Raw genomic sequence first — 20,597 nt, 5'->3', positions numbered from 1 at the left:
GACACCGGGCCCGGCTCTCGTACGTGGGGTCTGCCGGGGGTCGGTGGTAGTGCCTGCGCTACCCCGGGCCGGGCAGCGTATGGGTTCGTGACACCCCAGGTCCGCGCGGGAATCTATGGACATGACGCGAAGCAAGGCAGTAATCATTCCCTCGGTCCTCCTCTCCCTCGGCGCCATGGCGGTCGCCACCCCCGCCCTCGCGGACTCGGCGCAGGGCTCGCCGCAGCCGGCTCCGGTCTCGGCGTCGACCACCACGACCGCGGCCCGGGCGGCAGCCTCCGGGCAGAGCCTGGAGAGTGTCGTGGACGCCATCGAACGCAGCGCCCGCACCTTGAGGAGCACGAATCCCGAGGGCAGTCTGCGGGACCTCGACGCACTGGGGCGCATGGTCGGGGACGCGGACGTGGTGGGCCTCGGCGAAGCCACCCACGGTTCGCAGGACTTCTTCCGGATGAAGCACCGGCTCTTCCGCTACCTGGTCGAGAAGAAGGGCTTCCGCACCTTCTCCCTGGAACTCCCCTGGAGCAGCGGTGTGCGGATCGACGAGTATGTGCGGTACGGCAAGGGCGAGTTGAAGGACATCGCACGCGAGGAGTTCCAGGGCGCCTACCGGATCTGGAACAACCAGGACTACATCGACCTCATCGAGTGGATGCGCGACCACAACCGCAGCCACCCGAAGGACCCGGTGCGGTTCATGGGCAACGACATGGGCTACGCGGGGCCGGAGTCGTACAAGCGGGTGACCGACTATGTGGCCCGCGAACACCCGCGCCTGCTGGAGCGTGTCACGGAGCTCTACCGCGGGCTGGCCCCGACCACCGACGCCGGCACCTACAGCGAGCAGTACCTCCAACTGCCGCTCGCCGAGCGCGCGGAGCGGTCCGAGCGGACGCGCAAGGTGTACGAGCTGCTGCGGGACGCGCGGCCGGCGCCCGGCGACCGGCAGGCCCACCTGTGGGCCGTGCAGCACGCGAGGACCATCCACCAGATGGCCAAGGGGTACTCCCTCGACATCACCGACGACGCCGAGGTCACCAAGATGATGAGGATGCGCGACGAGGTGATGGCCGAGAACGTGGCGTGGTGGCGCAAGCACACCGGCGACAGGATCCTCCTGTCGGCACACAACACCCATGTGTCCTACGACTCGTTCGACGAGCGGTACCCCAAGACCCAAGGGGCCTTCCTGCACGACGCGTTGGGCAAGGACTACGTCAGTGTCGGTTTCAGTTTCCACCAGGGCTCGTTCGTGGCGTTCGGCGCCGACGACAACGTGATGCGGACCTACCGGGTGGGCGCGGCGCCGGCGGGCTCCAACGAGGACACCCTGGACAAGGTCCGCCAGGAGGACTACGTCCTCGACATGCGTACGGCTCCGAACGCCGCCCGGGCGTGGCTGGCGAAGCCGCGTGTCACGTACAACATCGGGGCGGGCTGGCCCGACCCGATGTTGTACAAGATCGGCCTCGGCAAGGCGCACGACATCCTCATTCACCTGAACGAGGTCGAGGCCACCGAGTACCTGGGCACTCCCTGAGCCTCGATCGCCTCGGCCGACAGGAGCCGTCATGACCGGCTTCCGTCACGGTTCGCCGCCGAAAGGGGCCTACGCGACCGTGCGGATCAGCTTCTTGTTGACGAACTCCTCGATGCCCGGGCGGCCCAGCTCCCGCCCGAAGCCCGAGCGCTTGACGCCGCCAAAGGGCAGTTCGGCGCCCTCCGCGCCGACACCGTTGACGAAGACCATGCCGGCCTCGATCCGGTCGGCGACGCGCTCCGCCTGGTCGGGGTCGGTGGTGAAGACGTAGGAGCCGAGGCCGTACGGCGTGTCGTTGGCGATGCGGATCGCGTCGTCCTCGTCGGTGGCCGCGAAGACCATGGCGACCGGGCCGAAGAGTTCCTGGCGGGCGGCGGTGTCCTCGGTGGTGAGTCCGGTGAGGACACCGGCCGGGAAGTGCGCCCCCTCGCGGCGGCCGGTGCTGTGCAGGGTCGCGCCCTCGGCGACGGCCGCGTCCACCTGCCGGGCGAGGTTCTCGGCGGCGGCCACGGACGACAGGGGCGCGCCGGTCTCTCCGGCGAGGAGCCGGGCGCTGAACCTGTCGACGAACTGCTCGTACAGGTCCTCGACGACCACGAAGCGTTTGGCCGCGTTGCAGGCCTGGCCGGTGTTGTCGAGCCGGGCGGCCACGGCGGAGTCGACGACCGCGTCGAGGTCGTCGGTGGACAGGACGACGAAGGGGTCGGAGCCGCCGAGTTCGAGGACGACCTTCTTGAGGTGGCGGCCGGCGATCTCGGCGACGGCGGAGCCCGCGCGCTCGGAACCGGTGAGCGAGACGCCCTGGACGCGCGGGTCGGCGATCACGTCGGCGATCTGCTCGTTGGTGGCGTACACGTTGACGTAAGCTCCGGCCGGGAAGCCCGCCTCGGCGAACAGCTTCTCCAGCAGGGCGGCGGTGGCGGGGCACTGCGGGGCGTGCTTGAGGACGATGGTGTTGCCGATCGCCAGGTTCGGGGCGGCGAATCGGGCGACCTGGTAGGCGGGGAAGTTCCACGGCATGATGCCGAGCAGGACACCCACCGGGCTGCGCCGGATGACGGCGGTGCCCGCGCCGGACGTCACGTCGAGCGGTTCGTCGGCGAGGAACTCCTCGGCGTGGTCGGCGTAGTAGTGGTAGATCTCGGTGCAGAAGCCGACCTCGCCCTCCGCCTCCGCGAGGGGCTTGCCCATCTCGCGGACGATGCTCGCGGCCAGTTCGTCCTGGTGCTCGGCGTGCAGGTCGCCGAGCCTGCGCAGCAGGGCGGTCCGCTCACCGACCGAACTGGAGCGGCCCCACGCGGCAGCGGCGTGTGCATGGTCGACGGCCGCGGTGACCTGGGAGTCGGTGGCGGTCGGGTAGGTCTCGACGACCTCTGCGGTGGCCGGGTCGGTGACGGCGTACATACGAACTCCAGGTGCTGCGGGGTGAGGGGCGGGCGGGGTGTCGGGCTGTGGTCGGCCGTGAGTCACGGGTCGGCCACCCCGTCAGGGTTCGAGGATCGTCCGCACTCCGGTGTTGGACCGGAGGTCGTCGAACGCGAGCGGTGCCTCCTTCAGCGGGCGGACCTTCCCGACCAGGTCGTCCAGCGGCAGACGCCCGGCGAGGTACAGACGGGCCAGCTTCGGGATGTCCAGCTCGCCGACGCTGGAACCGTAGTTGCAGCCGAGGATGCGTTTGCCCTGGTCGGCGAGGTCGAAGAGGTCGAACGAGCCGGTGGCGCCGGTGGCCGCCATGCCGACGAGGACGGCCGCGCCGCCGGAGGTGAGCATGGCCGGCAGCGTCTCGACGACCTTCGGGCTGCCGATCGCCTCGAAGGCGTAGTCCACACCGCCCAGCTCGTCCTGGCACCAGGCGGCCACGTCGTCGCGCGCCCCGTCGAGGGTGTGGGTGGCACCGAACTTCCGCGCCGCGGCGAGGCGTTCGGGTGAGAGGTCGACGGCGACGACGGGGTCGGCGCCGACCAGGGACAGGCCCATCACCACGGACAGGCCGACTCCGCCGGTGCCGATGACGACGGCGGACTCGCCGGGCCGTACCCCCGCGGTGTTCACGACCGCGCCGATCCCGGTGGTGATGGAACAGCCGAGCAACGCCCCGATACCGAAGGGCAGTTCGTCGGGGACCTGCACCGCGGCCGTCTCCGGGACGACCAGCCGGTCGGTGAAGGCGCCGAGGCCCAGGTAGGGCCAGATGGCCTCGCCGTCGGCGTCGGTGAAGGGGGTCGTGCCGTCGGGGAGGGTGTTGGCGACGGCTTTGGTACCGGTGCACAGCCAGCCCTGACCGGCCACGCACTTGCGGCAGCGGCGGCACGGCGCGAACCAGGACAGCACCACATGGTCGCCGGGTCCCACGGAGGTGACTCCGGGTCCGACCCCGGTGACCACGCCCGCCGCCTCGTGGCCGAGGACGAGCGGGCGGTCGGTGGGCCAGTCGCCGGACACGATGTGCAGGTCGGAGTGGCACACACCGGCGGCGCGTACCTCGATCTCGACCTCGCCTGGCCCGGCGGGGCGCAGGGTGACCTCGCGCGTGCCCAGGCCCGCCCTCGGGTCGAAGACGATGGCGGAGGAGGGCGCGGACGAGGATGGGGAGGTCGGCACGGAGGAGGGTGTGGAGGAGGACTTCGACGGCATCAGGACGCCTTCACTTCTTCTGCGGTCGGGTGGTCCGTGGCCGGACGCGGGGCGAGCTTGGTGTGGGGCTTGGCGACCACGACGTACCCGAGGCCGATGACGAAGAGGGCGGAGAAGACCAGGACCACGGCCCAGACCTGCATCCAGCTGCCGCCGACGGGGGCGAGTTCGGTGCGCGGCCAGGCGATGTTGACCGCTTCGAACAGCAGCCACAGCACGGCGAGTACATTGACGACGAGCCCGGTGCGGCCGAGCCGAAGCTGTCCGGCGGCGGGGTTCCAGCGTCCGCCGAGCCGGGCGGCGAGGGCCACCACGGCGACCGCCAGGAAGACGAAGTAGAAACCGCCCGAGCCGAACGCGATCAGGGTGGCCGCCGCGTTCCCGTTCAGCCCCAGCAGGAGGCCGAGGCCGGCGAGTACGGCGGTGACGATGAGGGAGACGTACGGGATCTGGCGGGGGCCGACGGTCGCGAGCGTCGTGGAGAAGGGCAGTTGGCGGTCGCGGGCGAAGGCGTAGACGGCGCGGCCGATGTAGGTCTGGATGGAGATGGCGCACGCGAAGAAGGCGATCAGCACGACGACGACGAACGGCTTCTCGCTCCAGCCGCCGAGCCCCTGGGTCACGGCCTCGAAGACGGGGTCGGTGATCGCCCCGGAGACGGCGTCCTCGGGGCGGCGCAGCGCGAGCGTCACGGCGAGGCCGGTCAGCAGGACGGTGAAGGCGACGAAGAGGTAGGCGCGCAGCAGGGCACGCGGCACGCTGCGGCGGGGCTGTTCGGTCTCCTCGGCCACCTGCGTGGTCGCGTCGAAGCCGAGGAAGGCCCAGCCTGCGACCGCGAGGCAGGTCAGCAGTCCTGCGGTCACCGATCCGCCCGAGACGTCCTGGGCGCCCAGGGTCTCGAAGAGTATCCCGAAGCCGTTGTGCCGCACGAAGAGCAGGAGGATCAGGCTCACCGCGATGGAGGCGACGCCCTCGGCGATGATGCCGGCGTTCAGGAAGTGCTTCACGGGGTTGACGCCGAGCAGGTTGATGCCGAGGGCCACGGCGACGAAGACCACGCCGAGGAGTACGTGCAGGGCGGGCGAGGGGACTCCGTCGCCGGTCAGCATGTGGAGCCAGCTCGCGCCCAGGTAGGCCACGGTCGTCAGGGAGGCGACGGCCGAGGCGAGGTAGATCCAGCCCACCAGCCAGCCCAGGCGTGGGCCGCCCAGTCTGCGCACCCACTGGTACACGCCTCCCGTGATCGGGAACTGGGAGGACAGTTCGGCGTAGACCACGGCGACCAGCAGCTGGCCGAGGAAGGCGACGACGACCGCCCAGATCCAGGTGGGGCCCGCGAAGACGAAGCCCAGCTGGACGACGGCGTAGATGCCGACCACGGGCGAGATCGTCGCGAACCCGATCGCGAAGACGGCCCACGCGGACAGGGTCCGTTTCAGCTCCTGCTGATAGCCGTACTCGGCGAGTTCACCGGCGTCGGTGCGGGGGTCGTCCACGTTCATCTCCTGACACTTACTGATATTTCTTGGTACTTCTTGTTACTTTCTGACACTTTCTGACAGCGATGCGGGTGCGGGGGGCCGTCCGGCCCTCCCTGTTTCGTCGCGGCGTGACAGCGAGGGGCGATTCTCGGACCGCGGGCGACAAGATTCGGACAGCAACCCTTATTGGGCGCATGACCAATTGCTTATTGGTCGCATACTCAATAACATTCGCGGCATGACGTCAAGAGGTCACGCCAAGCGGGTCCGCAAGGCTCCCGCGGAGCGCCGCCACGAGATCGTCGCGGTCGCCGCGCGGGTCGGCCTCGTCGAAGGTCTTGAGTGCATCACCCTGCGCAGGGTCGCCGACGAGCTCGGTGTCCAGCCCGGACTCGTCGGCCACTACTTCCCCGCGGCCGACACGCTGGTGGCCGAGGCCTTCACGGCCGCCACCATGGCCGACCTGGACACACTGCTGCCCGAGCGGCCGGACGGGCCCGGCGACGACACTCCGCGAGCGGTCCTGCGGCGCTTCTTCACGCTGATGTCCAGCACCGAGTTCGACAACGTGAGCAGGCTCTGGCTCAACGCCCGGCATCTTTCGCGCTACCGCCCCGGGCTGCGCGAGCACGTCGTGGCGCAGGAGCTGCTGTGGTGCACGCGCATCGAGCGGGCGATCACCGCCGGTACGGAATCGGGGGATTTCGTCTGCGCCGACCCGCGGGGCGCCGCCGTCCGCATCCTGGTGGCGATCGACGGGGCCAGCGCCTACATCAACACCAGCGCCGACCGGCGCGGAGCCCCGATCACGCACCTGGCCAGGACGGTGGCGGAGGCTGAACTGGGCCTGGGGCCGGGGGCGTTGGAGTCGGCGGGCGAACGGTCCTGAGTCGCGGCAGCACCAGGTGGGCGCCTGTCGGCGCCGACGGGTACCCGCAGGGCTTGTGTGCGCCTGCGGGTGCTGCCGCGAAGGGTCAGACGGTCACCGTCACCGTCACCGTCGTCATCGTCATCGTCATCGTCATCGTCATCGCCATCGCCATCGCCATCGGGAGCCTTCGGTCACCGGCTCGGCGGTGGGGCGCGCCGCACGCTCGCGTCCTGTCAGGCGTTCCAGCGCGAAGGCGCCCGGGCCGAAGAACACGATGAGCAGGAATCCCCAGCAGAAGAGCACCGGGGCCAGCCCGCCGTTCTGCAGCGGGAAGAGGCCGTCCTGCTGGTGCTCCGTGAAGTACGCGAACGCCATGATCCCCGAGCTGAGGAACGCCGCGCCACGGGTGACGATCCCGAGAAGGATCAGGGCGCCGCACACCAGCTCGATCACCCCGGCGTACCAGAAGGGCCAGTCGCCCGTCGGACTGGCCTTGCGGTCCAGCACCCCGAAGACCGTGGCAGCGCCCTCGGTGGTGAACAACAGGCCGAGAACCATCCGGAACAGGCCCAGTACGAAGGGCTGGCGCGACGTCAGCCAGTCGCCGAGGCGCGAAGTGGTCATCAGAACTCCTCAAAGGTCATTACGTGCTCGATGGTCAGTACGCGGTCGGTCAGTGCGTGATCGGTCAGTACGTGATCGGTCAGCATCTGGCCGATCAGTATCCGATCGAAACGGAATGCCGGTCAGCATCCGATCGACGGATTGAGGGGGAAATCGGCCGGGGAGTCCGGGTCGCGCCCCTCAGCCGTCCGTACGTGCGCGGGACGCCCAGGGTTCAACCGAATGCCGAGGTCCTGAGCCCCTGACGGCCGTACCTCCGCGCGCCGCCTTCGAGGCGGGGCCGGGACGGGGCCGATGCGGCCGGTTTGACTTGAAGCGCTTCAAGTAGCGGAGGCTACTCATATGTCAGCGACCACACAGCAAGCCGCGGACCTGACCATCCAGGAGATGGCCCGGCGATCGGGCTTCGCCGAGTCCACGCTCCGCTACTACGAGAAGATCGGCCTCCTGGGCCCGGTCGCCCGCGACGAGTCCAGTGGCCATCGCCGGTACGGGCCCGCGACCGCCGACCGTGTGGAGGCGCTGTCGTGCCTGCGTTCGGCCGGGATGACGGTCAGCGGGATGCGGCGCTATCTGGACCTGCTCACCCAAGGGGACTCCGCCGCGGCCGAGCAGCGGGATCTGTTCGCCGGGCAGGCCGAGGTGCTGGCCGCCGACATCGAACAGCTTCAGCTGCGCCTGACGTATCTGCGCCGCAAGGCGGACCTGTGGGACGCCCGGGTCCGCGGGGACGCCACGGCCGAGAAGCAGGCGGCCGACGAGGTCCTGGACGTGATGAAGCAATTCCGATTCCGGCTCTGATCCCGAACAGCACGGCTGAAGGGCTGAAGAGCTGAAGAGCACGGCCAAACGGCTGAAGAGCACGGCTCAAGAACCCAAGAGAGCAGAGGACTGAAAGACATGAGCATGAGCCCAGAAGATCTCGATACCGCCCCCCGGGACCACGGCCCCGTACTCGTCACCGGCGGCACGGGACTCGTCGGCAGCCACTCGATCGCCCGGCTGGTGCGCGAGGGGTACCGGACCCGGGTGACCGTTCGGGAGCCGGGTCAGGAGGCCGGGGTGCTGGCAGCGCTGCGGCGGGCGGGGGTCGATCCGGCGGGCCGCCTGGAGTTCGCCGTCGCGGACCTCGGCTCCGACGCGGGGTGGGGAGCGGCCCTGGACGGCGTCCGCCACGTACTGCACCACGCCTCGCCCTTCCCGGTCAGGCCGCCGGAGACGGAGGACGAACTGATCCGGCCCGCTCGCGAGGGTGCGCTGCGGGTCATCGCGGCGGCCCGGGAGGCCGGTGTGCCGCGCGTCGTGATGACGTCCTCCTACGCCGCGGTCGGGTACACGCTGAAGCCCGACGACCACTACGCGGAGACGGACTGGACCGACCCCGACACGGAGGGCCTGCCCGCCTACCACAAGTCGAAGGTCCTGGCCGAGCGCGCCGCCTGGGACTACGCCCGCGCCCACGACGACATCGAACTGACCGTCATCAACCCCACCGGTATCTTCGGCCCCACGCTCGGGGACCGGCCGTCCGGCTCCGTCGGCCTGGTCAAAAGCATGCTGACCGGGCAGCTGCCGGTGGTGCCGGTCATGTACTTCGGCGTCGTGGACGTACGGGACGTCGTGGACCTGCATCTGCGCGCCATGCTGCGCCCCAAGGCGGCGGGGGAACGCTTCATCGCCGTCAGCGGGTCGTCGATCAGCTTCTTCGAGATGGCGGGGATCCTGCGCCGGCACTTCCCCGCCGCGGCGGATCTGCTGCCCGCCACGGAACTGACCGTCGAGCAGGTGCGCGAGACGGCGAGGACCGATCCTGCGCTGCGGGACGCCGCGACCCTGCGGGGCCGCGTCCCTGTCATCAGCAACGAGAAGGCCCGTACGGTCCTGGGCTGGCGGCCCAGGGAGGTCACCGAGACGATCGTGGCGACGGCGGACAGCCTGATCAGGGGCGGCCTGACCCTGCCGACGGGCGACAGCCACCGCCCCTGACGGGCTCGGTTCCCGGCACTCCTGGCTCAGTTGTCCCGATTGCCGCGGTGACCCGGCTAGCCTGGGGGTTTCGCCATCGAGAGGAGCCGCCATGCCGGAGGAACCGACACCGGGGGGCCCGTTGGGCACAGCGATGCGCAAGGTCACGTTCCCGGACGGGTCGCGCGGGATCATCCTGGTGAAGGCGGGCACCTCCCAGGAGGAGGCGGATCTGCAGGCGGCGCGGGTGTGGGCGGAGCGTTCGGAACGGGGCCCGGCCGACAACTAGTCCGACAACGCCGACCACTGGGACTCCGCGAGAGAGACGGTGGGGGACGTCCGTGTCCGGGGCGCGCGCGTGCGCAGGCGCAGGCGCAGGCGCAGGCGCATGAGCATGAGCAGGGTCGTGCGCGGGCTCGTGCGTCGCGAACGTCTGGACGCGGGGCCTACTCGAGGCCGGAGGTCTCGCGTGTACGAGCCTGGTGCCGACGCGCCTTGAGCCGGTTCCCGCAGGTCTTCATCGAGCACCACCGCGCGGTGTTGGCGCGGCTGCGGTCAAGGAGGAAGAGCCGGCACTCGGGGTTCTCGCACGGTCGCAGCCGGCCCGGCATGCGCTCCTCGACATCCGCCCACGCGAGGACGAGTTCGGCGGCGAGCCTGCGCTCCGTCGGCGCCTCCAAGTGCCATTCGATGCCCGACGCGCTGGGCTGAGGAACCTTGTGGACGCCCGCGAGGAGCTCGGCCAGCCGGGTCTCCGCCGCCGTGGCCGACGCCACCGCCTGCAGCGCGTCCCTGGCGGTGCGCAGCCACCGGCGCTCCGCGTCACCGCCGAGACCTCCGTGCTCCCGCGCCCACCTGTCCAGTTCCTGGTCGGCACGCCACAGGTCCTGGCGTCGGCCGTCCACGACAGGGGTGCTGTTCAGCGCCTGCATCAGGGCCTGGTCGTCCAGCACTGGTCCCACCTCACCGGCTAACTCCATTGAGACGTTTGACAGGTTACCCCAAACACGGTCTACTTGACGCCGAGGGGTAACCGTCATGGACCGTCGAAGGGGTTAGTCATGGCCGAGATCCGCCATCAGTACGCGACAGTGCGGGGACACCGCGTCTTCTACCGCGAGGCGGGCCCCCGCGAGGCGCCCACCCTCGTCCTGCTGCACGGGTTCCCCACCAGTTCCCGTATGTTCCGCCACCTCATTCCCGCACTGGCCGACCGGTTCCACATCATCGCTCCGGACCACCTGGGCTTCGGCAACTCCGACGCACCGTCGGCGGACGCGTTCACCTACACCTTCGACTCCCTGACCGACATCACCGAAGCCCTGCTGGAGCAGCTCGGCGTCACCCGCTATGCCGTGTACGTGCAGGACTACGGCGCACCCATCGGGTGGCGGCTGGCCCTGCGCGCCCCGGACGCGGTCACCGCGGTGATCACCCAGAACGGAAACGCCTACGAGGACGGATTCGTGCCGGAGTTCTGGAAGCCCGTGCGGGCGTACTGGGACAACCCCGGGCCGGAGACCGAGCCCGCCGTACGGGCCGCCCTCTCGTTCGACGCCATCCGCTGGCAGTACCTGCACGGAGTGGACAGGCCCGAGCTGGTCGATCCCGACACCTGGACCACCGACCACCGTGAGGTCAACCGGCCGGGCAACGACCTCGTGCAGCTCGCCCTGTTCGGCGACTACGCCAGTAACCCGCCCCTCTACCCCGAGCTGCACGCCTACTTCCGGGAGCGCCGGGTGCCGCTCCTCGCGGTCTGGGGCGCGGGCGACGAGATCTTCGGCCCGGCCGGGGCCCGCGCCTTCGCCCGGGACCTGCCGGACGCGGAGATCCATCTGATACCGGGCGGCGGTCACTTCCTGCTCGAAAGCCACCTGGACACCGTGGCCGGTTACATCCGCGGGTTCCTGACCGCCACCGGCTGAGGGCGGTCCCGGGAGGTCCCGGGAGGACGCGCCCCGGACTCGCCCCGGACTCGCTCCGGACGGGCTCCGGCGCGCCTCGGATACGCGCCCTAGATCGAGAACCGCTCCTTGCGCAGCAGCGGACGCACCCGGGAGGCGAAGCCCGCCGTGCGGAACGGCCTCTGGAGCAGGCCGGGACGCAGATGCTGGGCGATGGCCGCGGTGATCATGCCCTGGTCCAGGGCGAGTACGTAGTCGCTCACACGGCCGGTCGTCACGTCGACCGAGTCGCGGTAGCCGTAGCGGTCGTCGTAGGCACCGAAGGCACGGTCCAGGGCGCGGAGGTTGGAGAGGGCCTCCGTCGGAGCCTGGGGCAGGGCGAGGAAGGAGGCGTGCGGGGTGACGACGCCCAGGGAGTTGTAGCCGTCCTCCTGCATACCGATGGCGTCGACGCCGTACTCCCGGTAGCCGTCGGCGGGTATGGAGGCCGGGGAGAAGCCCCAGTAACCCAACTTCTCCTCGATCAGGCCGTGTTCGATGTGACTGCGGACGTAACGCCGGTGGGTGGTGCCCCAGGAGCGCGGGGACCACTCGGACTCGGGCACGAACAGCGGGACCATCAGCGCCTCGAACATCGAGCCGCCCCAGGTGGGGACGAGGTCCCGGCCGCGGTAGGTGTAGTGGCCCTCCCACACGCGTACGCCGTCGATCTCGACGTACTCGCCCCGCGGTTCCTGTTCCTGGCCCATGCCCGGAAGCATGGTGCGGAGCAGGTGCCAGTAGTGGTCGGTGGGCAGCGAGCCGTCGGCGATACCGAGGTAACTGGCCATACGGGGTTCGGTGTTGAGGGCGCCGTAGTGGTGGCCCGTGGGCTCGCCCTTGCCGGGCTTGTCCGGCCAGAAGCCGCCGCGCAGCTGCCCGGGTCCGGCGACGGGGTCGGCTGGGTCGTAGGGCGTGTAGTAGTACGACCAGTCGGCGTCGGCGAGGAGGGCGGCGACGCGGGGGCGCAGTTCGGGGGCGGCGTCCGCGGCGATCCGCAGACCGGTCACCAGCCACGCGTTGTCGACGCTCGACAGGAACGGCCGCACGGGGTCGCCGGTCTCCGGCCAGGCCGTCAGCAGGGAACCGTCGTGTGCGTCGTACCAGTTGAACCAGAAGCCGTGTGCGCGTTCCAGGCGTTCCACGGCGGTGATGGTGCGGGCCAGCCGACGGCGCATGGTGGTGGCGGAGATGACGCCGAGTCCGGCGGCGGCGACGGTGGACCACAGGCCGCAGCCGATGTTGGTCGGCGAGGTCTGCGCGGAGGGTACCGGCGTCCCGCTCCCGCTGACGTCGATCTTGTCGGCGGCCAGGCCGAGTTCGGTCGTCATGGCCTCCATCGAGCGGTGGGTCGCGACGAACCAGTCGCGCAGCAGTCGGTGGTCGGCGTCGGATCGCCCGGCGGGGGCGGCGTGGGCCGTCCCGGTGAGGGAGGTGGCACAGGTGGCGGCAGCGGTGGTCGCTGCGGCGGTCAGGAAGCTACGACGGTTCATGCGGCTCTGGCTCCTCTGCGGTGAGCAGGCAGACGGAAAGGGGTGTTTCCTTGGTGCGGGGCGGCGGTACGGGGGAGGCGATGAAGTGCGGCCATGGAGCGGGGTGGACATGGTGAGGGGGCGGGAGCCGGCCGGTGTCAGGTGCCGGCCGACTCCCGGTCTGGGGGTGGGGTCAGGCCGCGGTCCGGGGCAGGACGCGGTCGCGGCCGAGGCCACCGAGCCATACGGCGGACGGCTTGGCCGTGCGCTCGAAGGTGTGCGGGTCCACAGCGATGAGTCCGAAGGTCGGCTCGAACGAGCCCCATTCATAGTTGTCGAGGGCGCTCCACGCAAGGTAGCCCCGCACGTTCAGGCCGTCCTCGATCGCGGCGGCGACCTCGACGAGGGCGCCGATGTAGTAGTCGACGCGACGGCTGTCGTCCGAGGCGGCGATGCCGTTCTCGGTGACGATCAGCGGGGTGCCGTCGCCGATGACCTCGGCGGTGTGGCGCAGGGCGTACCCCACAGCGGCCGGGTAGTACTCCCACTGCGTGAGGGTGCGCTCGACGTCGTCGGGCGCCGGTACGGGACCGGTCTCAGCGATCTTGGTACGAGTGTAGGACTGCACGCCGATCCAGTCGTCGCCGCGGGCGGCCTCGATGAAGACGTCCTCGCGGGGGTGCCGGTAGTCGGCGGTGACCTGCTCGGCGCCGGGCAGGGCCTGGTAGACCTGGTTGGCGATGGTCCAGCCGACCTGGATGTCGGGGTGCGCGGCACGGACGGCCTTGACGGCCGCGTGGTGGGCGGCGATGACCGCGCGGGTGGTCTCCTCGTCGGGAGTCGGCAGTCCGGCGGGCGGGAAGCCCTGGTTCCCGGTCTTCGCGAGGCCGGCCATGACAGCGATCATGTTGGGCTCGTTGATGGTGCACACGTGCCGGACACCGTCGGCGATGACGGGCGCGCACTCCTCGACGTACCGCGCGAAGAGTTCGACGGCGCCGTCGGCCGTCCAGCCGCCGAAGTCCTCGAACCACTGCGGGACGGTGAAGTGGTGCAGGGTGACCATCGGGCGCAGACCGCGGGCGAGGGCGCCTTCGACCATGCGGCGGTAGTGGGCGATCTCGGCGCGGGAGAAGATGCCGCGGACCGGTTCGATGCGGGCCCACTCGATGCTGAACCGGTAGTCGGTGAAGCCCAGTTCGGCGAGCAGGTCCATGTCCTGCTCCCAGCGGTGATAGCTGTCGCAGGCGTCCAGGCTGGGCTCGGCGATCCCGGCGGCGGGGTCGTGCTCCTTGCGCCACCAGTCGCTGTTGACGTTGTTGCCCTCGATCTGGTGGGCGGCGGTGGAGGCGCCCCACAGGAAGCCGTCGGGGAAGCGGGTGGTGGAGTGCGTCATCGTCCGTTTCTGTCTTTCTGGTGTGGGGGTGGGAGTGGGAGCCGGGGCGGTGGTGGCACGGCGATCCGGCCCGGGGGTCGGCGGAGGGGCCGATCGGCCGGCGGGGGCGGGAAGCCGGGAGAAGGGGGTGCGCGGAATCCGGGCGGCGAGGCGCCTGGCGGGCACGGCGGCCCTGGCGGCCCCGGTGGGCTACTTCAGGCCCGCCGTCGCGATGCCCTGGGTGAAGTGCCGTTGCAGGACGGCGAAGACGGCCAGGACCGGGAGTACGACGAGGAGGGAGCCGGCCATCAGCATGCCGTTGCCGCCGCCGACCGTGCGGTTGGGATCGTTGGCGAAGGTCGCGAGCGCCACCGGCAGCGTGTACTTGTCCGGGTCGTTGGTGGCGATCAGGGGCCAGATGAAGTTGTTCCAGGAGCCGAGGAAGGTGAAGATCGTCAGTGTCGCGAGGGCGGGCTTGACCAGCGGGATCACGATCCGCCAGAAGATGTACCACTCCCCCGCGCCGTCGAGGCGGGCCGCCTCGAGCAGTTCGTCGGGCACGGACTGCATGAACTGCCGCATGAGGAACACCCCGAACGCACCCGCCGCGAAGGGCAGCACCAGTCCGGCGTATGTGTCGATGAGGCCGAGGCCGTTCATCAGCACGTACAGCGGCAGGATCATGAGGTTGCCGGGGACCATCAGGGCGGCCAGCACGAGCGCGAAGACCTTGGAGCGCCCGGTGAAGTCGAGCTTGGCCAGCGCATAGCCCAGCATGGAGCAGAACAGCAGATTGCTGACGGTCACCAGGACGGCCACGATCAGCGAGTTCAGGAAGTACTGCGGCATGTCGAGCTGGTCGAGCAGGGCCGTGAAGTTGTCCAGCGTCCAGCGGGAGGGGATCCAGACGGGCGGGTTCGCCGTGAGGTCCTGCTTCGTCTTGAACGCGGACAGCGCCATCCAAAGGAACGGGGCGGCCATCACCAGCAGGGCGACCGAGGCGATCACGTACAGCAGCGGGGTCCGTCCCCGGCCGGTGCGGCGGCGGACCGGGCGCGCCGGGCGGACCGGGGCCTCGGGGGTCTTCTCGACGGTCTCGGCGGTCATCGGGTGTTGTCCTTCAGCAGTCGGAGCTGGAGCACCGTGATGCCCATGATCACGACGAACAGGACGTACGCCATGGCGCTGGCGTAGCCCATGTGGAAGAAGTTGAAGCCCTCGCGGTACATGTCGAGCGACACGGTGAGCGTGGAGTCGGAAGGGCCGCCCTGGGTCATCACGAAGGGCTCCTCGAAGACGTTGAGGTAGCCGATGGTGGTGATGACCGTGGCGTACAGGAGGGTGGGTCGCAGCAGGGGGACGGTGATGCCGCGCAGTTCCTGCCAGGCTCCGGCGCCGTCGAGGCGGGCCGCCTCACGGACGTCCGCGGGGATGGCCTGGAGGCCGGCGATGCACAGGACCATGACGGTGCCCAGGTTGCGCCACACCGCCATGGTGATCAGGGACGGCATGGCCCAGGTCTCCGAGCCGAGGAAGTCCGGTGCGGTCAGGCCCACTTCGGTGGCGAGGGAGACGATCAGTCCGTCGGAGGGGTCGAGCACGAAGCGCCAGACGACGGCCACGGCGACGATGGTCGTGACGACCGGTGCGTAGAAGCCGACGCGGAACAGGGTGCGGGCCCGGTGGATGCCGTTGTTCAGCAGGATCGCCGCGAGCAGTCCGAGGACGATGGTCGCGGGCACGCCCACGACCACGAAGTAGCCCGTGTTGAACAGGGCCTTGAGGAACTTGTCGTCCTGGAACAGCCGGGTGTAGTTGTCCAGGCCGACGAACTCCGCCTCCAGCGGGCGGGTGACGTTGCGGGCCCCGAAATCGGTGAAGCTCATCAGGAGCGTGGCGACGATCGGGAAGAGCATGAAGACGCCGAACAGCACCAGGAACGGGGTGGAGAACAGCCAGCCGGTCAGATTGTGCTTGCTGAGCGAGCGGTTGCCGCGGCGGTCGCGACCGGTTCCGCCGCCACCGTGCGGGCTCTTGTCGACGGCCGCCGCCTGCGGGGCGGCCGGTCCTGTGGTGAGGGACATGAGGGGGACTCTCTCCTACGGCCTCCTACTGCACGAGGCCTTCGATCTCGGACTGGGCCTTGTCCAGCGCTTCCTTCGCGGAGGACTTGCCCTGGGTGACCGACTCGATGGCGGTGTCCACCTTGGAGGTGATCTCGGTCAGCTTGGGCTGGGAGGGGGTGGCGCGGGCGGTGTCCATCTGCTGCCGCCACACCTGCATGGTCGGGTCGTCGGCGAGGTCGCCGCTCGTCCAGGCCTCGGTGTTGGCGGGCAGGTCGTTGGTGCGCTCGAACCAGTCGGCCTGGCCCTTGGCACCGGTGAGGTAGGCGACCAGTTCCTTGGCGGCGGCCTTGTGGTCGCTGTCGGCGGAGATGGCCAGGCTGGAACCGCCGGCCATGGACACGGACGCCTGGTCGGCGGGTACGGGGGCGACGGCCCACTTGTCCTTGAGGTCGGGGTAGTTCTCGTCGATGAGGTTCGTGAGCCAGGGGCCGCCGAAGAACATGGGTACGGCGCCGGTGTTGAAGTCCTTGGTGACGTCGTAGCCGGGGCGTACGGACTTCTCGCTCAGGCCCTTGTCGAAGTAGCTGCCGTAGTTCTCCAGTGCCTTGACCGCCGCGGCGGAGTTCACGGCGGCCTTGCCGTCGTCGTCGATGATGGCGCCGCCGGCGGAGTACAGGAACTGGTAGAAGCTCTGCACGGTGTCGAGGCCGCCCGGCTGGATGGACAGGCCCCACTTGGTGCCGGCCTTCTTCTGGTACGCCTCGGCGGCACTGCGCAGCTCGGCCATGGTGGCCGGGGCCTTCTCGATGCCCGCCTTCTTGGCGAGGTCGGTGCGGTAGAAGAGCACGCGCGTGTCGACGTACCACGGGGCGCCGTAGGTCTTGCCGTCGTACGTACCCTGCTGCCAGGCGGCGGGGAAGTAGTCGGTCTCGTGAATGGTCTTGGTGTCGACCGGCTCCAGGACGCCCATGTCGGCGAACTCACCGAGGTAGCTGCCGCCCATCTGCATCACGTCGGGGAGCTTCCCGGCGGCAGCGGCGGCGACCAGCTTCTGGTGGGCCACGTCCCAGCCAATCGGGGTGACCTTGACCGTGAGGTTGGAGTGGGACTTCTCGTACTCCTCGGCCACGTCGCCGAGCTTCTCCCCCTCCGTGCCCATCGCCCACACGGTCAGGGTCTGCTTGGCGTCTGCTGCCACGCCCGCGCCACCCGAGCCGCCACAGGCGGTGAGGGTGAACGCGGACGCCAGGGTGAGTGCGATCGACCCGGTTGCGACGGCGCGGTTCATGGGCGGCTCCTCCTTGAGCTTCACGGTCGAGCTTGACGGCTGTGGTGCACGACCGAGGTGCGTGACTCGGCCTCACGACCGGACTTTCACGATGTATGCGCTGCCTGTAAGCGCATACATCACTCTGTGGCAGCGGTTCCTGGCCTGGCAAGAGGGGACTTGGTCACACTCCCGTAACGGGCGGGACATGCGAGGGGCGGTTCGCGGTGGGGCCTGGCGGCTTCCGCGGGTACGCGGTCGGCGCGTACGAGGGCGCGCGTGGACGAGGCGCGCCTACGGGGGGGGCCACGGGTACGCGGGCCGCCGGTGCGGGGTAGGGCGCGACGCGCTCGGTGGCAGGGGTGCGGCTTTGCCGGCGCTACCGTGCGGCGGGCCCGTACACGAAGGTCACCACGGTCACCATGCTCCCCATGGGCACCACGGTGATCATGGTTTCGTCGTCGGGCGCGGCCACAGCGGACGTCGGGGACGTCGGGGAAGCCTGCGTCGGCGTACGCCCTCCGTGGTCCCGGTCCGTGGTCGGGCGGGCGGGCGGGCGTCAGCCGAGCGTCGGGATGGCTGTCGTGTCCTCGCAGCCGCAGCTCGCCCGGCGGACCACGCCGACCGGCAGCATCAGGGAGACGGGTTCGCGCGGCGGCTGTCCGCCCAGCCGTCGTACGAGCAGGTCGACGGCCTCCTCCCCCATGCGCACCATCGGCTGCCGCACGGTGGTCAGCGCGGGGCGCACCATGCGGCTCAGCGGAATGCCGTCGAAGCCGGTCACGACGACGTCGTCGGGTACGCGCAGGCCACGGCGTTCGAGTGCCTGGAGCGCGCCCACCGCCATCTGGTCGTTGGCGAACACGAACGCCTCGGGCCGACCGCCGTCTCCCTCACACAGCAGGCCTGCGGCGCGGGCACCCTCCGCCTGGGTCATCATCGGCATGCGCAGCGCCGGTGCGGCGGCGCCCTCGACTCCCGCCTCGGCGCAGGCCCGGCGGAAGCCCCGGAACCGCGCCTCGACATCCGGTGAGTCGTCCACGAGTCCCACGTAGGCGAGGCGGCGCAGCCCGTGGTCGTGGATCAGGTGCCGGGTCAGCTCGTACTGGCCGTCCTCGTTGGCGACCTCGACGTGGTCGAGATGGTCCAGGGAGGGGTCCTGTGCGCGGGGTCCGGCCAGCATCACCACCGGCCGGCGCCGGGAGATCGCTTCGAGTTCTTCCGTCGGCACCGTGCGCGCCATCACGGCGAAGCCGTCCACCCGGCCGGCTACCTGGGCCACCAGGCTCTCCGGGCCCCCGGCGAGGGAGGCCGCGATCAGCAGCGCGTACCCGTGCCGGCGGGCCGCGCGTTCCATGCCCCGGATGATCTGGTCCGAGTAGAGCATCGCGGCGTCGTCGTCCTCGGCGCCGACCGTGTCGGGGTCGGAGTAGTCCGGGAAACACAGGCCGAGGACCCCGGTGGAACGGCTGGCGAGGCCACGGGCGTTGCCGCTCGGCACGTATCCCAGCTCGGTCGCCGCCGCCAGGACGCGTTCGCGGGTGGCGGCGCGTACGGAGTCGGGGCTGCGGTACACCCTGGACACCGTGGCGATGGACACTCCGGCGCGTTCGGCCACGTCGTACACCGTGGGAATCGCGTTCACGATGCGGCGCCGTTCATGGGTCGGGCCCCCGTCTCTGGTGATGCATGTATGTCGATGAAAGCGCATTCACCCTAGAGGCGGGCAGGTCGGTGAGGCAACCGGGGCCCGGCGCCGGACATGTGCGTGCCCGCACCGGCCCCGCCGAGCCGTGCGAACTCCGCCGCCACATCGCGGGCGCTGCCCGATGCCGGGTCCGGGTCCGGGTCCGGGATCCGAGGTGAGCTCCATACGTATGCGGATGCGGATGCGGATGCGGATGCGGATGCGGATGCGGCGGTAGCATCCGTCCGCATGGACATGGTCAGCAAGGTGACGCGGGAAGTCGGCCCATGACCCACCGCGTCACTTTCGTCTCACCCGCGACGAGTTCGTCGCTGCGTGCGGCGCGCTTCGACGACGGGGCCTCGATCGACGCCGGCGCGGCTGCCCGCGCCCGTGCCGTGGGCGCGTCGCTCCCACCGGTCACGCGCGCCGTGGTCTCTCCCTCGGTGCGCTGCCGGGAGACGGCCGCCGCCCTCGGCCTGGACGCGGTGGACACGGCGGAGTGGGCGGGACTGGACGTGGGGCGCTGGCGCGGCCGTACGCTCGCCGAGGTCGGTGCGGCCGAACCGGAAGCCGTGGCCCGCTGGCTCGCCGATCCGGCCTCCGCGCCGCACGGCGGTGAGTCCGTGGCGGACTTCCGCGACCGGGTGGCGCGCCTGCTGGAGTCCTCCTCCGCCACGGACGGCCGTACGCTCGCCGTCGTCGAACCAGAAGTCGTACGAGCCGTGGTGGCCCATGTGCTGGCAGCGCCGGCCGCGGCCTTCTGGCGGATCGACGTGCCGCCGCTGTCCGCCACCACGATCAGTGGACGCGGCGGCCGGTGGAACCTGCGGGTCGGGCAGCCACTGGACGCCGGCCCGGCCACGGACCTCTGACTGCGGCCGGTCAACAGCGGTCGGCGCGCGACCGGTCAGTGCGGGGCCGGTGTCGCCGTATCCCCCGCGACCGTGGCGCGTTTCGGGTGGAGCAGCCGTTCGGCCAGTGCACCGAAGACGAGCCCGAAGGCCGACCACAGCGTGATCTGCAGGGCGAGGGCGGAGAGCCTGAACCGCCACAGCAGGGCGGCCGGGAAGTCACGGGGCACCTCGTTGACCGCGGGCAGGAACGCGTACGCCAGTCCGATCAGGACGACGAAGCCGAGAACGGCGACGACGGTGGCGTACCAGGTGCCCAGTTTCGGTGCGAGCCGCTTGCCGACGATCACCGCGGCGACGGCGAGGAGTACGCCCAGCACCATCATGAGGAGATAGAGGGTGGTCCGCTTGCCGATGGTGTCGGGGTCACCGACCGCGGGCGGGTTGGCCGGGTACTTCAGGAACGGCACGACGTAGACGGCGACCAGCGCGGCCCCCGAGAGCAACAGCGCCGTGGCGCGGGGGCCGAAAGGGCCGACGCGGCCGAGGGCGAAGCAGTAGGCGAGGGCGGTGATGCCACCGAAGGCCACCCCGTAGACCAGTACGCCGGTGGCGAGGCCGGCGGTGGACTGCAGGCTGCGCGAGACGAGTTCGGCCTCGTGCTCGTGCGCGGCGGCGTGGGACTCCTCGAAGCCGATGGCGCTGTCGACGTTCGGTTCACCGAGGAAGTAGGCGACGACCAGGGCGAGCACGCCGGCGGCCAGGCCGGCGAGCATGCCCCGCACGAGAAGGTTTCTCACCGTTGCGGAGTTCAT

19 protein-coding genes are annotated in these 20,597 nt (G+C 70.3%); 7 read left to right on the top strand and 12 right to left on the bottom strand.

All coding sequences use genetic code 11. The features are described 5' to 3' along the window. Positions 1–121: 121 nt before the first annotated feature. A complete protein-coding gene (locus tag K3769_RS38090) occupies positions 122–1,540 on the top strand; it encodes an erythromycin esterase family protein (RefSeq protein ID WP_267030775.1) in 1,419 nt (472 codons plus the stop codon). Positions 1,541–1,609: 69 nt separating this feature from the next. On the opposite strand, the gene K3769_RS38085 is transcribed toward K3769_RS38090, so the two are convergent. The 3 genes from K3769_RS38085 to K3769_RS38075 all read right to left on the bottom strand — a co-directional run bounded on the left by K3769_RS38085 (position 1,610) and on the right by K3769_RS38075 (position 5,670). After that, positions 1,610–2,944, bottom strand: coding sequence for an NAD-dependent succinate-semialdehyde dehydrogenase (locus K3769_RS38085; protein ID WP_267030774.1), 1,335 nt, complete (start codon positions 2,942–2,944; stop codon positions 1,610–1,612). 81 nt (positions 2,945–3,025) lie between these two features. Next, complete coding sequence (locus tag K3769_RS38080; RefSeq protein WP_267030773.1) at positions 3,026–4,141, bottom strand: alcohol dehydrogenase catalytic domain-containing protein; 1,116 nt, start codon at positions 4,139–4,141, stop codon at positions 3,026–3,028. A gap of 32 nt (positions 4,142–4,173) precedes the next feature. Next, positions 4,174–5,670, bottom strand: coding sequence for an APC family permease (locus tag K3769_RS38075; protein ID WP_267030772.1), 1,497 nt, complete (start codon positions 5,668–5,670; stop codon positions 4,174–4,176). A 223-nt stretch (positions 5,671–5,893) separates the two neighbouring features. On the opposite strand from K3769_RS38075, the gene K3769_RS38070 reads away from it, so the two are divergent. Beyond that, positions 5,894–6,544, top strand: a complete 651-nt coding sequence (locus K3769_RS38070) for a TetR/AcrR family transcriptional regulator (protein ID WP_267030771.1) — start codon at positions 5,894–5,896, stop codon at positions 6,542–6,544. Positions 6,545–6,682: 138 nt separating this feature from the next. On the opposite strand, the gene K3769_RS38065 is transcribed toward K3769_RS38070, so the two are convergent. After that, positions 6,683–7,150, bottom strand: coding sequence for a DoxX family protein (locus tag K3769_RS38065; protein ID WP_267030770.1), 468 nt, complete (start codon positions 7,148–7,150; stop codon positions 6,683–6,685). Positions 7,151–7,492: 342 nt separating this feature from the next. Here K3769_RS38065 and K3769_RS38060 point away from each other — a divergent pair, with 342 nt between their 5' ends. The 3 genes from K3769_RS38060 to K3769_RS38050 all read left to right on the top strand — a co-directional run bounded on the left by K3769_RS38060 (position 7,493) and on the right by K3769_RS38050 (position 9,404). After that, positions 7,493–7,951, top strand: coding sequence for a MerR family transcriptional regulator (locus tag K3769_RS38060; RefSeq protein ID WP_267030769.1), 459 nt, complete (start codon positions 7,493–7,495; stop codon positions 7,949–7,951). A gap of 105 nt (positions 7,952–8,056) precedes the next feature. After that, the gene (locus K3769_RS38055; RefSeq protein ID WP_267030768.1) at positions 8,057–9,136 is read left to right on the top strand and encodes an NAD-dependent epimerase/dehydratase family protein; all 1,080 of its coding nucleotides are present in this window, start codon (positions 8,057–8,059) and stop codon (positions 9,134–9,136) included. A 91-nt stretch (positions 9,137–9,227) separates the two neighbouring features. Then, positions 9,228–9,404, top strand: coding sequence for a hypothetical protein (locus tag K3769_RS38050; RefSeq protein WP_267030767.1), 177 nt, complete (start codon positions 9,228–9,230; stop codon positions 9,402–9,404). A 157-nt stretch (positions 9,405–9,561) separates the two neighbouring features. On the opposite strand, the gene K3769_RS38045 is transcribed toward K3769_RS38050, so the two are convergent. Then, positions 9,562–10,068, bottom strand: coding sequence for a CGNR zinc finger domain-containing protein (locus tag K3769_RS38045; RefSeq protein WP_267030766.1), 507 nt, complete (start codon positions 10,066–10,068; stop codon positions 9,562–9,564). Positions 10,069–10,176: 108 nt separating this feature from the next. Between K3769_RS38045 and K3769_RS38040 the strand changes: the two genes are divergently transcribed. Then, positions 10,177–11,043, top strand: coding sequence for an alpha/beta fold hydrolase (locus tag K3769_RS38040; protein ID WP_267030765.1), 867 nt, complete (start codon positions 10,177–10,179; stop codon positions 11,041–11,043). A gap of 89 nt (positions 11,044–11,132) precedes the next feature. Here the strand turns inward: K3769_RS38040 and K3769_RS38035 are convergent, their stop codons facing one another. The 6 genes from K3769_RS38035 to K3769_RS38010 form a co-directional block, all read right to left on the bottom strand. Beyond that, positions 11,133–12,554: a glucoamylase family protein gene (locus tag K3769_RS38035; protein WP_267030764.1), complete on the bottom strand. Its 1,422-nt coding sequence runs from the start codon at positions 12,552–12,554 to the stop codon at positions 11,133–11,135. A 172-nt stretch (positions 12,555–12,726) separates the two neighbouring features. After that, on the bottom strand, positions 12,727–13,929 hold the full coding sequence (locus K3769_RS38030; protein WP_267030763.1) for a glycoside hydrolase family 1 protein: 1,203 nt from the start codon (positions 13,927–13,929) through the stop codon (positions 12,727–12,729). Between the two features lie 189 nt (positions 13,930–14,118). Continuing rightward, positions 14,119–15,015 carry a carbohydrate ABC transporter permease gene (locus tag K3769_RS38025; RefSeq protein WP_267030762.1) on the bottom strand — a complete coding sequence of 299 codons (897 nt, stop codon included), beginning with the start codon at positions 15,013–15,015 and terminating at the stop codon, positions 14,119–14,121. Continuing rightward, a complete protein-coding gene (locus tag K3769_RS38020) occupies positions 15,012–15,992 on the bottom strand; it encodes a carbohydrate ABC transporter permease (protein ID WP_267030761.1) in 981 nt (326 codons plus the stop codon). The genes K3769_RS38025 and K3769_RS38020 overlap by 4 nt, the downstream gene beginning before the upstream one ends. A 25-nt stretch (positions 15,993–16,017) precedes the next feature. Next, on the bottom strand, positions 16,018–17,262 hold the full coding sequence (locus K3769_RS38015) for a sugar ABC transporter substrate-binding protein (protein WP_267030760.1): 1,245 nt from the start codon (positions 17,260–17,262) through the stop codon (positions 16,018–16,020). Positions 17,263–17,800: 538 nt separating this feature from the next. Next, on the bottom strand, positions 17,801–18,886 hold the full coding sequence (locus K3769_RS38010; protein ID WP_267030759.1) for a LacI family DNA-binding transcriptional regulator: 1,086 nt from the start codon (positions 18,884–18,886) through the stop codon (positions 17,801–17,803). A 329-nt stretch (positions 18,887–19,215) separates the two neighbouring features. On the opposite strand from K3769_RS38010, the gene K3769_RS38005 reads away from it, so the two are divergent. Next, complete coding sequence (locus K3769_RS38005; protein WP_267030758.1) at positions 19,216–19,803, top strand: histidine phosphatase family protein; 588 nt, start codon at positions 19,216–19,218, stop codon at positions 19,801–19,803. 35 nt (positions 19,804–19,838) lie between these two features. On the opposite strand, the gene K3769_RS38000 is transcribed toward K3769_RS38005, so the two are convergent. Further along, a complete protein-coding gene (locus tag K3769_RS38000; RefSeq protein ID WP_267030757.1) occupies positions 19,839–20,597 on the bottom strand; it encodes a CbtA family protein in 759 nt (252 codons plus the stop codon).

Origin of the sequence: Streptomyces ortus, assembly GCF_026341275.1 — a bacterium.
Classification (GTDB): Bacteria; Actinomycetota; Actinomycetes; order Streptomycetales; family Streptomycetaceae; genus Streptomyces; species Streptomyces ortus.
The sequence above is the reverse complement of the archived record's forward strand: the minus strand, read 5'-3'. Positions and strand labels throughout refer to the sequence as shown.